General features: G+C 67.6%; 16 protein-coding genes and 1 tRNA gene. 10 read left to right on the top strand and 7 right to left on the bottom strand.

The window, feature by feature from the left end:
- Window positions 1–16: 16 nt before the first annotated feature.
- The 3 genes from ACFO5X_RS17735 to ACFO5X_RS17725 all read right to left on the bottom strand — a co-directional run bounded on the left by ACFO5X_RS17735 (window position 17) and on the right by ACFO5X_RS17725 (window position 3,129).
- Window positions 17–1,828 carry an ABC-F family ATP-binding cassette domain-containing protein gene (locus tag ACFO5X_RS17735; RefSeq protein WP_380719380.1) on the bottom strand — a complete coding sequence of 604 codons (1,812 nt, stop codon included), beginning with the start codon at window positions 1,826–1,828 and terminating at the stop codon, window positions 17–19.
- A 31-nt stretch (window positions 1,829–1,859) separates the two neighbouring features.
- A complete protein-coding gene (locus ACFO5X_RS17730) occupies window positions 1,860–2,600 on the bottom strand; it encodes a GNAT family N-acetyltransferase (RefSeq protein WP_380719556.1) in 741 nt (246 codons plus the stop codon).
- A gap of 97 nt (window positions 2,601–2,697) precedes the next feature.
- Window positions 2,698–3,129: an outer membrane protein assembly factor BamE gene (locus ACFO5X_RS17725; protein WP_380719378.1), complete on the bottom strand. Its 432-nt coding sequence runs from the start codon at window positions 3,127–3,129 to the stop codon at window positions 2,698–2,700.
- Between the two features lie 122 nt (window positions 3,130–3,251).
- Between ACFO5X_RS17725 and ACFO5X_RS17720 the strand changes: the two genes are divergently transcribed.
- From ACFO5X_RS17720 to ACFO5X_RS17675, 10 genes are all read left to right on the top strand, one after another.
- On the top strand, window positions 3,252–3,788 hold the full coding sequence (locus tag ACFO5X_RS17720) for a YceD family protein (RefSeq protein WP_380719376.1): 537 nt from the start codon (window positions 3,252–3,254) through the stop codon (window positions 3,786–3,788).
- A gap of 171 nt (window positions 3,789–3,959) precedes the next feature.
- The gene (gene rpmF, locus ACFO5X_RS17715; protein ID WP_380719374.1) at window positions 3,960–4,166 is read left to right on the top strand and encodes a 50S ribosomal protein L32; all 207 of its coding nucleotides are present in this window, start codon (window positions 3,960–3,962) and stop codon (window positions 4,164–4,166) included.
- A 21-nt stretch (window positions 4,167–4,187) separates the two neighbouring features.
- Window positions 4,188–5,309: a phosphate acyltransferase PlsX gene (gene plsX / locus ACFO5X_RS17710; protein WP_380719372.1), complete on the top strand. Its 1,122-nt coding sequence runs from the start codon at window positions 4,188–4,190 to the stop codon at window positions 5,307–5,309.
- Window positions 5,306–6,277 (top strand): beta-ketoacyl-ACP synthase III, encoded by a 972-nt coding sequence (locus ACFO5X_RS17705; protein WP_380719370.1) that lies wholly within the window; start codon window positions 5,306–5,308, stop codon window positions 6,275–6,277. The genes plsX and ACFO5X_RS17705 overlap by 4 nt, the downstream gene beginning before the upstream one ends.
- 110 nt (window positions 6,278–6,387) lie before the next feature.
- Window positions 6,388–6,690, top strand: a complete 303-nt coding sequence (gene ihfA / locus ACFO5X_RS17700) for an integration host factor subunit alpha (RefSeq protein ID WP_380719368.1) — start codon at window positions 6,388–6,390, stop codon at window positions 6,688–6,690.
- A 5-nt stretch (window positions 6,691–6,695) separates the two neighbouring features.
- Complete coding sequence (locus ACFO5X_RS17695; RefSeq protein ID WP_380719366.1) at window positions 6,696–7,472, top strand: MerR family transcriptional regulator; 777 nt, start codon at window positions 6,696–6,698, stop codon at window positions 7,470–7,472.
- A gap of 63 nt (window positions 7,473–7,535) precedes the next feature.
- Window positions 7,536–7,612, top strand: a tRNA-Pro gene (locus ACFO5X_RS17690).
- A 52-nt stretch (window positions 7,613–7,664) separates the two neighbouring features.
- Window positions 7,665–8,735: a 2'-deoxycytidine 5'-triphosphate deaminase gene (locus ACFO5X_RS17685; protein ID WP_380719364.1), complete on the top strand. Its 1,071-nt coding sequence runs from the start codon at window positions 7,665–7,667 to the stop codon at window positions 8,733–8,735.
- A gap of 142 nt (window positions 8,736–8,877) precedes the next feature.
- Window positions 8,878–9,486, top strand: a complete 609-nt coding sequence (locus tag ACFO5X_RS17680) for a DUF1236 domain-containing protein (protein ID WP_380719361.1) — start codon at window positions 8,878–8,880, stop codon at window positions 9,484–9,486.
- Between the two features lie 121 nt (window positions 9,487–9,607).
- Window positions 9,608–10,033, top strand: a complete 426-nt coding sequence (locus ACFO5X_RS17675; protein ID WP_380719359.1) for a PACE efflux transporter — start codon at window positions 9,608–9,610, stop codon at window positions 10,031–10,033.
- Between the two features lie 3 nt (window positions 10,034–10,036).
- Here ACFO5X_RS17675 and scpB read toward each other — a convergent pair whose 3' ends face one another.
- From scpB to ACFO5X_RS17655, 4 genes are read right to left on the bottom strand one after another with little or no spacing between them, the layout of a single operon-like run.
- Complete coding sequence (scpB, locus tag ACFO5X_RS17670; protein ID WP_380719357.1) at window positions 10,037–10,705, bottom strand: SMC-Scp complex subunit ScpB; 669 nt, start codon at window positions 10,703–10,705, stop codon at window positions 10,037–10,039.
- On the bottom strand, window positions 10,702–11,484 hold the full coding sequence (locus ACFO5X_RS17665) for a segregation and condensation protein A (RefSeq protein WP_380719355.1): 783 nt from the start codon (window positions 11,482–11,484) through the stop codon (window positions 10,702–10,704). The genes scpB and ACFO5X_RS17665 overlap by 4 nt, the downstream gene beginning before the upstream one ends.
- Window positions 11,477–12,481 carry a beta-N-acetylhexosaminidase gene (gene nagZ / locus ACFO5X_RS17660; protein ID WP_380719352.1) on the bottom strand — a complete coding sequence of 335 codons (1,005 nt, stop codon included), beginning with the start codon at window positions 12,479–12,481 and terminating at the stop codon, window positions 11,477–11,479. Before nagZ ends, ACFO5X_RS17665 begins: the two co-directional genes overlap by 8 nt.
- A complete protein-coding gene (locus ACFO5X_RS17655) occupies window positions 12,478–13,404 on the bottom strand; it encodes an SPOR domain-containing protein (protein ID WP_380719350.1) in 927 nt (308 codons plus the stop codon). The genes nagZ and ACFO5X_RS17655 overlap by 4 nt, the downstream gene beginning before the upstream one ends.
- Between the last annotated feature and the right edge of the window lie 29 nt (window positions 13,405–13,433).

Genomic DNA, 13,433 nt, shown 5'->3' with positions numbered 1-13,433 from the left:
CAAATACCGCAGGCGCTCAGGCCGAAGCTTTTTCCTCAAGCTCCAGCCACTCTTCCTCGGCCGCCGACAGCTTGCCCTGCCGCTCGGCCAGCGCATCGCTCGCCTTGCGGAACTTGGCCGGCTCGCGCGCATACAGCTCGGGATCGGCCAGCAGCCCGGCCAGCTTGGCGATCTCCGCCTCCAGCCGGGCGATCTCGTCCGGCAGCGCCTCCAGCCGGTGCTTCTCGGTAAAGGTCAGCCCCGACTTGCCCGCCTGCGGCTTCGGCTTCTCCGCCGGGGCAGCCACCGCGCGCGGCTTCCCTTCTGGGGTCTCATCGACCTCGCGGCGCTGCGACTGGTAATCGCTCCATCCGCCAGCATAGACCACCGCGCGGCCCTGGCCCTCCAGGGCCACGGTCGTCGTCGCCACCCGGTCCAGGAAATCGCGGTCGTGGCTCACCAGAAGCACGGTGCCGTCGTAGTCGTCCAGCACCTCCTGCAGCAGATCCAGCGTCTCGACGTCCAGATCGTTGGTCGGTTCGTCCAGCACCAGCAGGTTGCTCTGCCGCGCCATCAGCCGGGCCAGCAGCAGCCGCGCCTTCTCGCCGCCCGACAGCGCCCGCACGGGCGCGCGCGCCTGCGATTCGTCGAACAGGAAATCCTTGAGATAGCCCACCACATGGCGCGGCGTGCCGCGCACCATCACCTGATCGGCCCGCCCCGAGACCCTCGCCTCTGGGTCGTTGGTCAGCGAATCCCACAGCGTCATCTCCGGGTCCAGCGCCGCCCGCGCCTGATCGAAGACAGCCACCTCCAGGTTGGTGCCCTGCCGCACCGTGCCGCTGTCCGGCGCGATCTCGCCCAGCAGCAGCTTCAGCAGCGTGGTCTTGCCCACGCCGTTCGGCCCCACCAGCGCCACCCGGTCGCCGCGCAGCACGGTCAGCGAGAAATCCCGCACGATATCGGTGTCGCCGAACCGCTTCGAGACGCCCTTTGCCTCGATCACCAGCTTGCCCGAAGGCGCCGAGGACTCAAACGCAAGATCCGCCGTGCCCTGCCGCCGGATCTGCCCGGCGCGCTCGGCCCGCAGGTCCTGCAAGGCCCGCACCCGTCCCATGTTCCGCTTGCGCCGCGCCGAGATGCCCTCGACCGCCCATTTGCCCTCGGCCTTGATCAGCCGGTTCAGCTTGTGGCGCTGCTGGTCCTCTTCCTCCCAGACGGTATCGCGCCAGGCGTCGAATGCATCGATCCCCTTCTCCTGACGCCGCACGATTCCCCTGTCGATCCAAAGCGTTGCACGCGCCAGTTCACGCAGGAAGGCGCGATCGTGGCTGATCATGACAAAGGCGGCACGGGTCGCGGCCAGCTCGTCCTCCAGCCAGCGGATCGCATGGATGTCCAGGTGGTTCGTCGGTTCGTCCAGCAGCATCAATTCCGGCTCGCGCGCCAGCAGGCCGGCCAGTGCCGCGCGCCGCCGCTCGCCGCCGCTGGCCGTGGCGACCGGACGGTCGGGGTCGAACTTCAGCCCCTCGGCCGCCCGCTCCACCCGATACATCTCGCCCGGCTCCAGCCCGCGCGCGGCGAAGGCGCCCAGCGTGTCGAACCCGGTCATGTCCGGGTCCTGCTCCATATAGCCGACCGCCGTGCCCGGCGCCGCGATCACATCGCCCGCGTCCGGCTCGACCAGCCCGGCCATCACCTTCATCAGCGTCGATTTTCCCGACCCGTTGCGCCCCACCAGCGCCACCCGGTCGCCCTGCTGGACAACCAGATCCAGCCCCTCGAACAGGGGATTGCCGCCAAAGGTCAGCGAGATGCCATTGAGTTGCAGAAGAGGTGCGCGTGCCATGCCCGCCAGCTATCCCGCCGCCGCGGGGGCGTCAACGGGCCTCGCCCTGCGCCACCGCCCGCAGCAGCCGCTGCCGCGCCGGCGGAATCGCCCCGATCTCCAGACCGGTGAAGACGTGCAGCGTGTTCATCTGCCGGTCGATCACCGCATGGTCGCTGACCCAGCCGCCCATACCGAGATACGTCCGCAGCAGCGGCGGCATCCGCAGCAGCGCCTTCTGCGGATCGGGCCGTCGCCGCAGCCGCGCGGCAAAGCGGAAGACATCGGGCGCCTTGACCCGCGGCCACCAGCGCCGCGGCGCCAGATGCCGCGCCTTCAGCATGGCGAAGGTGTCGAGGTAATCCTCTGTGCGTGTGCCCGCGAAAGACGAGCAGCCGAACAGCATCGCCACCCCGTTGTCATCGACAAAGCGCGTCAGCGCCCCCCAGACCACCCTCAGGATATCGCCGTCGCTGCAATCGGGATGGATGCAGAACCGCCCCAGCTCGGCCATTCGCCCCTCGAACCCGGCCAGCGCCGACAGCTCGTAGAACTGCGCCGAATAGCTGCGGCCCACCTCCGCGCCGCCCTCCAGCAACAGAAGCCGGCAGCAGGCCACAAGCCGTCCAGAGGCCGTCTCGCGCACCAGCAGATGGGTGCAGAGCGAATCGAAATCGTCGCCATCCTCGCCCGCCAGCCCGAAACACAGGCCGCGCAGCGCCCGCGCCTCGGCGATATCGGCGGGGCCCGTCGCCTCACCGGCGGAATAACGCCCACGCAGGAACAATGGCATCTTGGGCACGCGCGAGAGACCTCTCAGGTTCCTGGCAACAAGGGTAGATGCCTCCCCCTCTATGCACAAGATGTGACAGGTCCGCGACGGGCGGGCGTCAGTTGTTCAGAAGCTGGCCCGGTCCGATCCGGCCAAGGTTGCCCAGAAGCTGCCGCAGCAGGCCGCGTTCCGATTCGCCGGAATCGGTCACGCGCTTCTCCAGCGGAATCACGCGGCCGTCTTCCAGCCCGTACCGCTCGATATTGGCGACCCGGTCACGGCTGTCGAAGGTGATCGCCACCAGCTCGCGCGACACGACCTGCGGCGCCCGCGCCCCATAGTGGCGCACCCGCGAGGCGACATAGTAGTAGCCGCCCTTGTCCAGCACGCCCGAGGTGCCCGGTGTGCCGATCTTCTCGGTCACGCTCTCGCGCGTGTCAGAGCCGACCTGGATCTTGGCAAGGTCTTCGGGCAGCGGCACATACCCGTGGTCCCGGTAGCTGGCCACACAGGCGGAGATACCGATAACCAGCCCGCCAATAAGGGCCATCCGGCACAACCGTTTGAACTGAAACGTTAGCGGAAGCATGGATGCCCTCTTGCCTTGGCCGTCTGCGGCTTCTATCCGATTACCGGCTCTGGGCCATCTGTTCAAGAAACGAAAGCGGCGAAATGACCGGCAAGTCTCTATTCCGCGTCTCCGACCTCGATCAGAACGCGCCAACACCCTTCGATCTGCGCCCCGACGCGGCCACCATGGCCGCGCTGGCCGAGGAACTCGGCCTGCAGGGTCTGCGCAAGCTCAGCTTCAGCGGACAGATTTCCGCCGCCGGCAGGCGCGACTTCGTGCTGACCGGGCGGCTTGGCGCCACCGTGGTGCAGCCCTGCGTGGTCACGCTCGAACCGGTGACCACCCGGATCGACACCGACGTGCGTCGCACCTACCTCGCCAATATGCCCGAACCCGAGGGCGAAGAGGTCGAGATCCCCGAGGATGACACGATCGAGCCGCTGCCATCGACCATCGACCCCGCCGCCGTCATGGCCGAGGCTCTGGCCCTGGCCCTGCCGCTCTATCCCCGCAAGGACGGTGTCGCGCTCGGCCCGGCCAATTTCACCGAGCCCGGCGGCGAGGCGATGACCGACGAAGACGCCCGCCCCTTCGCCGGCCTGGCCAATCTGCGCGACCGGCTCAGGGACAAGGACTGACGCGACGAAATAGGCCTTGCACTAGGGCCAATTCGCAGTATTTTCGCGCGCTCATCGGATTTTCGGTTGGACAATGCGCGGCCCCCGGCCTAAACGCACGTCACGCCGCAGGTAACGCAACAGTAAGGGCGACGGCATCCGTGCCGACCCCGATCAGACAAGGGTTGAGACATGGCTGTCCAACAGAACAAAGTATCCAAATCGCGCCGCAACAAGCGCCGGTCGCATGACGCCCTCGTGGCCGCGAATCCCAACGAGTGCCCGAACTGTGGCGAACTCAAGCGGCCGCACCACATCTGCGCCGCCTGCGGTCACTACGACGACAAGGAAGTCGTGGCACAGGCAGACGAGATCGAGCTGGAAGAAGACGCGGCCTGATCCGGCGCGGCGGGCCCCTGAATGACAGCCCAGGCTGACACCCAAGGACCAGACGACCGCCGCATCCTGATATCGGTGGACGCCATGGGCGGTGACAACGGCGCAGAGGCCGTGATCGCCGGCATGGCGAAATCCGCCGAAAAGAATCCGGACATCGGATATATCCTCCACGGCCCCCGGGCCGAGCTGGAGCCTCTTGTCGCGCGCGCCGGCATCTCCGAGCGCATCCACGCCTGGCACGACGTCTCGGGCGTGGTGACGATGGAGGACAAGCCTTCCCACGTGGTCCGCCACGGCGCCGGCACCTCCATGTGGTCGGCCATCGATTCGGTGCGCGACGGCGAGGCCAAGGCCGCCGTCTCCTGCGGCAACACCGGCGCGCTCATGGCGATCTCGACCATCCGCCTGCGCCGCCTGCCCGGCGTGAACCGCCCCGCCATCGCGATTCTCTGGCCTTCGCTGAACCCCCAGGGCTTCAACGTCATGCTCGACGTCGGCGCCGACGTGCGCGCCGATGCCCGCGACCTGCTGCAATTCGCGCTGATGGGCGCCTCCTACGCGCGCAACGGCATGAACGTGCCGCGCCCGCGCATCGGCCTGCTGAACGTCGGCACGGAAGAGCACAAGGGCCGCCCCGAGCTCAAGGAAGCCCAGGCGCTGATCGCCCGCTATGCCGAAATCGGCCGCTTCGACTTCGTCGGCTTCGTCGAGGGCAGCGACCTGCCCGGCAAGACCGCCGATGTCATCGTCACCGACGGCTTCACCGGCAACGTCGCGATCAAGACCGGCGAGGGCACCGCCAACATGATCACCGACCTGCTGCGCGAATCGTTCAAATACTCGATCCTCTCGCGCTTTGCCGCCCTGCTGGCCCTGCCCGCGCTCGGCCGCCTGAAAAAGCGCGTGGATCCCCGCCGCGTCAACGGCGGCGTCTTCCTCGGCCTCAACGGCACCGTCGTGAAATCGCACGGCAAGGCCGACGCCACCGGCGTCTCGGCGGCGATCAAGCTGGCCTTCCAGCTCGCGCAGTCGGGCTTTGCCGAAAAACTCGCCGCGCGGGTTGCATCCGTGGAAGAGCTTGCCCAAGATGGCGCCGAACTGCCCGAAAAGCCGGCAGGTGAACATAACGAAGGTCAGGCATGACTCTACGAGCCGTGGTGAGGGGGGTGGGTCATTACCTGCCCCAGCGTGTGGTTCCGAATTCCGAATTCGAGGCCCGTCTCGACACGACCGACGAATGGATTCGCAGCCGCTCGGGCATCGAGCGCCGCCACTTCGCCGCCGAAGGCGAAACCACCTCTGATCTCGCCACCCATGCCGCCCAGGCCGCGCTGGCCGACGCCGGCATGCAGGCGGATGAGATCGACACGATCATCCTCGCCACCTCCACCGCCGATTTCACCTTTCCCTCCGCCGCCACCATGGTGCAGGCCCGCCTCGGCATGACCGGCGGCTTCGCCTTCGACGTTCAGGCAGTCTGCGCCGGCTTCGTCTATGCGCTGGCCAACGCCAATGCGCTGATCGTCTCGGGCCAGTCCCGCCGCGTGCTGGTCATCGGCGCCGAAACCTTCAGCCGCATCATGGACTGGACCGACCGCTCGACCTCGGTGCTCTTCGGCGACGGCGCCGGCGCGCTGGTGCTCGAGGCGCAGGAGGGCGCGGGCACCCCGGCCGACCGCGGCATCCTCGCCACCGACCTCCATTCCGACGGCCGCTACCGCGACCTGCTCTACGTCGACGGCGGCGTCTCGACCCAGACCACCGGCTACCTCAGGATGCAGGGCAACCAGGTCTTCCGCCACGCGGTCGAGAAACTCGCCGCCACCGCCGAAACCGCGCTCGAAAAGGCCGGGCTGACCAGCGCCGATATCGACTGGATCGTGCCCCACCAGGCCAATATCCGCATCATCCAGGGCACCGCCAAGAAGATGGGCCTCCCGATGGAACGCGTGGTCGTCACCGTCCAGGACCACGGCAACACCTCGGCCGCATCGATTCCCCTCGCCCTCTCGGTGGGCAAGGCCCGCGGCCAGATCCGCCAAGGCGACCTGCTCGTGACCGAGGCAATCGGCGGCGGCCTTGCCTGGGGCGCCGTGGTGCTGCGCTGGTAATTTCGCCCTGAACCGGCATTCAACTGTCATTTCAAGGCCCTGTGATTCATTCACATTGACAGCGAATTTCCCGCTCCCCTATTGTCTTTGAGGCAAACAGGGGATTGGCGATGGGCGATAAGACTCTCACCAGGATGGATCTGAGCGAAGCGGTGTTCCGCGAAGTCGGTTTGTCGCGGAACGAAAGCGCCCAGCTGGTCGAGCGGATGCTCGAGCATATGTCCGATGCGCTGGTCCGGGGCGAGCAGGTCAAGATCTCCTCCTTCGGCACCTTCAGCGTGCGCGAGAAATCCGCCCGCGTCGGGCGCAATCCCAAGACCGGCGAAGAGGTGCCGATCCAGCCCCGCCGCGTGCTGACCTTCCGGCCCTCGCACCTGATGAAAGACCGCGTCGCCGCCGGCAACAAGAAGTAAGCACCATGACGAAATCGCCGGATGCCTTCCGCACCATCAGCGAGGTGGCCGACTGGCTGGGCGTACCCGCCCACGTTCTCCGCTTCTGGGAAAGCAAGTTCACCCAGGTGAAACCGGTCAAGCGCGCCGGCGGCCGCCGCTATTATCGCCCCGCCGACATGCAGCTGCTCGGCGGCATCAAGGCGCTGTTGCACAACGATGGGATGACCATCAAGGGCGTGCAGAAAATGCTGCGCGAACAGGGCATTGGCAAGGTTTCCTCCATGTCCCCGCCGCTTGAAACCGACCTCGAGTCCAGCATCGAGATCGAAGCCGAAGACATCGAGGTCACGTCCGAGGCGCCGGAGTCGAAGGTTCTGCCCTTCAAGGCCCGCCAGGCCGGTGCCGCCGCGCCTGAGCTGCCGTTTGACACCGAGCCCGCCGAAGCGGAAGCCGAAGAACCGGATGCGCCCGCCGTCGCCGCAGCCCCCGAGCCCGAGCCCGAGGCCCCTGCCGAAGAGCCGGCCCCCGTGGCCGCCAGGACGCCGGAAGGCCCCCGCCTGCCCTCCTTCCTGCACCGCGCCAAGCCCGAAGCGGACGCCGCCGAACCGGCCCGTCCGCGCGCCCGCGCCGTCGATGCGCCCGACCCGCCGCCCGATTCCGAGATCGAGGCCGCCCCCGGAATCCTCAGCCGCCTCACCGGTCTCGACCGGCTCGACGCCGCCCAGGCGCGCGATCTGGCCCCCGTGGCGCAGGCGCTGCGCGCCTGGCTGGCCCAGGCTGGCGGCGCCCGCGCGCTCTGAAGGCAAATCGCTTGTGATTCCCTCTTGTTCCCGGCTTCAAAACCGGTATGTAACCCCCATCGTCGGGCTATGGCGCAGCCTGGTAGCGCGTCCGTCTGGGGGACGGAAGGTCGCAGGTTCAAGTCCTGCTAGCCCGACCAATACACGCCGACGATACCGCCGCGCCATCCCGGCCAGAAATGGGGGATCGGCGTGACCGGTGTATTTCCGAACCAGACCATCGTCGAGATGATCGCGCGCGGCGCCATCCGCGCCGACCACGCCATCGACCCCGCGCAGGTGCAGCCGGCCAGCCTCGACCTGCGACTCGGCACCACCGCCTACCGCGTCCGCGCCTCCTTCCTCGCCGGACAGGGGCGCAGCGTCGCCTCGCGCCTCGAAGAGTTCGAGATGCACCGCATCGACCTCTCCCAGGGCGCGGTGCTTGAAAAGGGCTGCGTCTACCTCGTCCCGCTGATGGAATCGCTGGCCCTGCCCCCGGGCGTCCTCGCCGTCGCCAACGCCAAGAGCTCGACCGGACGGCTCGACCTGCTGACCCGCACGATCACAGACGGCGGCACCGAATTCGACCGCATCCCCGACTCCTACAGCGGTCCGCTCTACGCCGAAATCTGCCCGCGCTCCTTCTCGGTGTTGGTCCGCGCGGGCATGCGCCTGAACCAGATCCGCTTCCGCGAAGGCCAGGCCGTCCTCTCCGACGACGACCTGCGCGCGCTCCACGCCCGGACCCCGCTGGTCGACGGCCCCGCGGTCATCCAGGACGGCCTCGGCTTCTCGGTCGACCTCGCGCTCGACGGCGGCCTCGTCGGCTACCGCGCCAAGCCTCATACCGGCGTGATCGACCTCGCGAAAATCGGCCATTACGATCCGGCCGAATACTGGGAAGAAATCCGCACCCACAGCCGCCAGATCATCCTCGACCCCGGCGCCTTCTACATCCTCGTCAGCCGCGAGGCGGTAACCATCCCGCCGCACTACGCCGCCGAGATGGCCCCCTATCTCGCCATGGTGGGCGAATTCCGCGTCCATTACGCCGGTTTCTTCGACCCGGGCTTCGGCTTTGCCGAGGCCGGCGGCGCAGGCTCGCGCGGCGTGCTCGAGGTGCGCTGCCACGAGGCGCCCTTCGTGCTGGAACACGGCCAGGTCGTCGGCCGGCTGGTCTATGAGCGCATGGCCGCAGTCCCGACCCAGCTCTACGGCACCGGCATCGCCTCGAACTATCAGGGCCAGGGCCTGAAACTCGCCAAGCATTTCAAGGCATAACGGACAGCTCCTCACCCGGAGCCACCGGCCCGATGGCAAACTCCCGCCCACGCCCGCGGCAGCAAGGAACGCTCCTGCCCCCCAAGCCGTTTAATTCCGCAAGTCGCCGCACTGTTCGCGGCGCATGTCAGGAGTAAACGATATGAGCTTTACCAAACCCCTCGCCGCCGCAGCCGTGCTGATGGCGATGGCCGTCCCCGCGTCGGCGCTGACCGCCAATGCCACCACCGACCTCAACCTGCGCGCGGGTCCCGGCAACATGTATCCGATCCAAGGTGTCATCGCCTCCAGCGCAGAGGTTGACGTGCAGGGCTGCATCGCCGGCTCGGAATGGTGCAAGGTCACCTACAACGGAACCGAAGGCTGGGCCTATTCCGCCTATCTGACCTCCACCTACGAAAGCAATCCGGTTGTCGTCTATGACAACATGCAGCGTCTCAACCTGCAGGAAATCGACCCGGTCAACATCGACCGCAATCCGGCCAAGACCTTCACGCCCTCGGGCGCGCTGATCCTCGGCCAGCCCACCAGCGTGCCGATCGTGATCGACGACAACGTCGCCGTCCAATACGTCCGCGCCAATCCGGTCGAGCCGATCTATCTCGAAGGCGAAGTCGTGGTCGGCGCCGGTATCCCGGAAAACGTCACGATCTACCCGGTTCCGGATACGACCTATCAATACGTCAACGTGAACGATCAGCTGGTTCTGGTCGAACCCGGCCAGCGCCGCATTGTGCAGGTTCTTCGCTGATCCCATCCAGCCAGACCCGCACCCGGCCCCGGCTTAAATGCCGGGGCCTTCTCTTGTCCCTCGGCAGCAAGCCAGTATAACCGACCGGCGCGAGACCCATTCCTCGCGCAGGACGGACCCTATGCGAACCAGAAAAGACCGTATCCGACACGCGCTCCTGTTCGAGCTGATCGCCCTGGCGATCATCACCCCCTTCGGCGGCTCGGTCTTTGAGGTCTCGACGCTGGATTTCGGCGTGGTCGCCGTGGTCAGCACCACCACCGCCATGCTCTGGAACTACGTCTTCAACCTGGGCTTCGACCACGCGATGCTGCGCTACCGTGGCACGGTCCGCAAATCCGTCGCCATCCGAGTCCTGCATGCCGTTGCTTTTGAGTTCGGCCTGCTGGTCCTGCTGGTGCCCTTTATCGCCTGGTATCTCGCCGTCCCGCTCTGGACCGCCTTCCTGATGGACGTGACGATCGCCGGCTTCTACCTGGTCTACGCCTTCGCCTTCAACTGGCTCTACGACACCGTCTTCCCGCTGCCCGAAACGGCCCGCGCCTGAGGCTCACTCGTCAAACAGCTCCGGCTGCCCGACGATCTCGTCGTCCTCTTCTTCGGGCTCGCTCTGCCCCAGGCTGAAGGCCCCTGGCGGCGGCCGATTTTCCAGCAGCCCGGCGGCGCGCAGCTCCTTGACCCCGGGCAGATCGCGCGCGCTTTCCAGTCCGAAATGGTCCAGGAACGTGGGCGTCACCACAAAGGTCACCGGTCGCCCCGGCGTCATCTTGCGCCGCCCCAGCCGGATCCACTCCATCTCCAGCAGCTGGTCGATGGTGCCGCGCGACACCGAAACGCCGCGGATCTCCTCGATCTCGGCCCGCGTCACCGGCTGGTGATAGGCGATGATCGCCAGCGTCTCGATGGCCGCGCGGCTCAGCTTGCGCGTCTCCACCGTTTCCTTCTGCATCAGAAACCCGAGGTCCGGCGCCGTGCGGATGGCCCAGGCGTCATCCACCTTGACCACCCGCACCCCGCGCCCCTCGTACCGCTTGCGCAGCCGCACCAGCGCCTCGGCCGCGTCGCAGCCCATCGGCATCCGCGCCTCCAGATCGCGCACCGTGACCGGCGCGGCCGAGGCAAAGAGCATCGCCTCGACCATGCGCTCCTGCTCACCCTCGGGCGGCGCCGCGAACAGCGATTTTTCTTCTTCCTCAACCGGTTCAGTCACGAAACTCATGTCCTCTTGCGCACCTGGATCGGTGCGAAGGTCGCCGTCTGGCGGATCTCAAGCTGGCCCTGCTTTACCAGCTCCAGCGAGGCGGCAAAAGTCGCCGCCGTGGCCGAGCGCCGCTTGACCGGGTCCATCTCCCAGCCCTCAGGCAGATAGGACATGATCTCGGTCCAGTCCCCGGCATAGCCGATCAGCCCGCGCATCCGCTCGAGCGCCTGCTCCATGGTAAAGACCGAATCCCGGTCCATCACGAAGGGGCGGAACTCGTCGCGTGTGCGGATGCGGGCATAGCCCTGCATCAGGTCCAGCAGCGTCGCGGTGAACTTCACCGTGCGGATGCGCATCACATCCTCGCTCTGCCCCCGTGCAAAGACATCGCGCCCCAGCCGGTCGCGCGCCATCAGCCGCGCCGCCACCTCGCGCATTGCCTGCAACCGCTCCAGCTGGAACGCCAGATGCGCAGCCAGATCCTCCCCTGACGGCCCTTCCTCGGCCGGATCGGGCGGCAGCAGCAGCCGAGATTTCAGGAACGCCAGCCAGGCCGCCATCACCAGATAATCGGCCGCCAGCTCGATCCGCAGCGCCTTGGCCTTCTCGACAAAGGACAGATACTGCTTGGCGAGCTCCAGCACCGAGATCTTGCGCAGATCCACCTTCTGCGTCCGCGACAGCGTCAGCAACAGGTCAAGCGGCCCCTCGAAGCCCTCGACATCGACGATCAGCGCCTCGGCGGCAAGGCGGTCGGCAACCGAGACGGTGTCTTCCTGAAAGCTGTCCTCAGCCATAAACCTGTCCGCGCATCAGGCGGGCAAGCTCGGCTTCTGCGGCGTCAATGTCAAGCGGTGCGGGCGCACGGCGCGCCGCCAGCGCGGCCTCTGCGCGGGCCGCCGCCGCCGGCCCCATGCGCCCCGCCGCCCCGGCCACCGCGGCCCGGTCGGCCAGCGTGGCGTTGCACAGCAAAACCACGTCGCAACCCGCCGCAATGGACTGCGCCGACAGCTCGGCCAGCGACCCCGACAGCGCCTTCATCGAGATATCGTCGGTCATGATCAGCCCGCCGAACCCGATCTGCTCGCGGATCAGCGCCATCATCCGGGGCGAAATCGTCGCCGGCTTGTCGTCGATGGCCGAATAGACCAGATGCGCCGTCATCCCCATCGGCAGATCGTTCAGCGCCCGGAAGGCGGCGAAATCGGTATCGTCCAGCGCCTCCGGGTCGGCATCCACATGCGGCAGGTCGTAATGGCTGTCCTGCGTCGCGCGCCCGTGGCCAGGGATATGCTTCAGCACCGGCAGCACACTGCCCTCCAGCATCCCCTCGGCCGCCGCCCGCCCGATCGCCGCCACCGTCGCCGGATCGCTGCCGTAACAGCGGTTCTTCAGGAAATCATGCGTCTCCGGCCCAGCCAGATCGACCATAGGCGCACAGTTGCCGTCGATGCCGAGCGCCCGCAGCTCATGAGCAATCAACCGATAGCGCAGATACATCGCTCGCGCCGCCGCGTCCCCGGCGCGCTGGACATGCTCCAGCGGCGGCAGCCAGACCCGCGCCAGCGGCGCGCGCAGCCGCTGCACCCTTCCGCCCTCCTGATCGATCAGGATCGGCGCCTCGCGCCCCACCGCCGCCCGCATGTCGTCGCACAGCGCGCGGATCTGTTCCGGCGTCTCGAGGTTGCGCGCGAAGAGGATGAACCCGAAGGGATCGGCCTCGCGGAACAGCGCGGTCTCGTCCGGCGTCAGCCGCAGCCCCTCGGCGTCGAGGATCGTTGCGCCGAAACTCACCGCGTGGTCACCGGGATGCAATCGGCCTTCTCGGCGGCCAGCACCGCGCAGAACCGCCGCGCATCGGCGATCTCCTCGAACCCCATTGCCCGCAGCCGGTAAAAGGTCTTGCCGCCGCTGGTCGCCTTCTGCACCAGCCGCATCTTGTCGCCCAGATAGTCGCCGAAGCGCACGTTCAGCTTGTCCCACTCGGCCCGGGCGATTTCGGGTGACTCGAACGCCCCCAGCTGCGCCAGCTTGGTGCCCGGCGGCACATTGTCGGGATCGGCCTCGCGCACCTCGCCGGTAAAGCGCACGCTGTCGCCCTCTTCCAGCTCTTCCGCCATCATCGAGGCCAGCTTCTCGGGCCGCACCTTGGGCCGCAGCGACCGCGCCAGCCCCGGTCCTTCGACGGCCGTCGCCTCCACCGGCGTGGCGTCCGCGCCAAGCGGCGCGGGCTGCACGATCTCGCCCGCCGCGCCTTCGGTCTGGCCCGCTTCGGCCGCATCGCCCGCGATCAGCTGCTGCACCAGAGCATCGACCGAGGCATTGGTCAGCTCTTCCTGCGTCATCGGCGGCGCGCTCTCGGCGCGTTTCGCCCGGTCCTCGTCGCTCAGCTGCACCGGCTTCGGCGCCAGCTTGATGCGCTCGGCCACAGGGGCCGCAATGCCCTGCGCCGCCACCGCATTCACCGACAGCCCCTGATTGTTGGCCATCTCGCCGCCCGGGTCCTTCGGCGCCACGCGCATCGGCCCCTCGATCGCCCGCACCACCGGCACGCCGCTCACGTCCCGCACCCAAAGCTCGTAGCCCCAGACGCAGATGCCTGCGATCAGCACCAGCGAGGCCAGCGCCCCGGCCATGTTGATCAGCCTGCTCAGCCCAGCCGTCGCCGGCCCGGACTCCGGCCCCGCCACCGCATCGGTGTATTCGATATCCGCCATGTCCGCCTCACTGCCCGTTTCGTGCGGGT

Origin of the sequence: Seohaeicola nanhaiensis, from assembly GCF_042654245.1 — a bacterium.
GTDB classification, from domain to species: domain Bacteria; phylum Pseudomonadota; class Alphaproteobacteria; order Rhodobacterales; family Rhodobacteraceae; genus Seohaeicola_A; species Seohaeicola_A nanhaiensis.
Note: the sequence above shows the minus strand (reverse complement) of the source record. Positions and strands in the feature narration are given on the sequence as shown.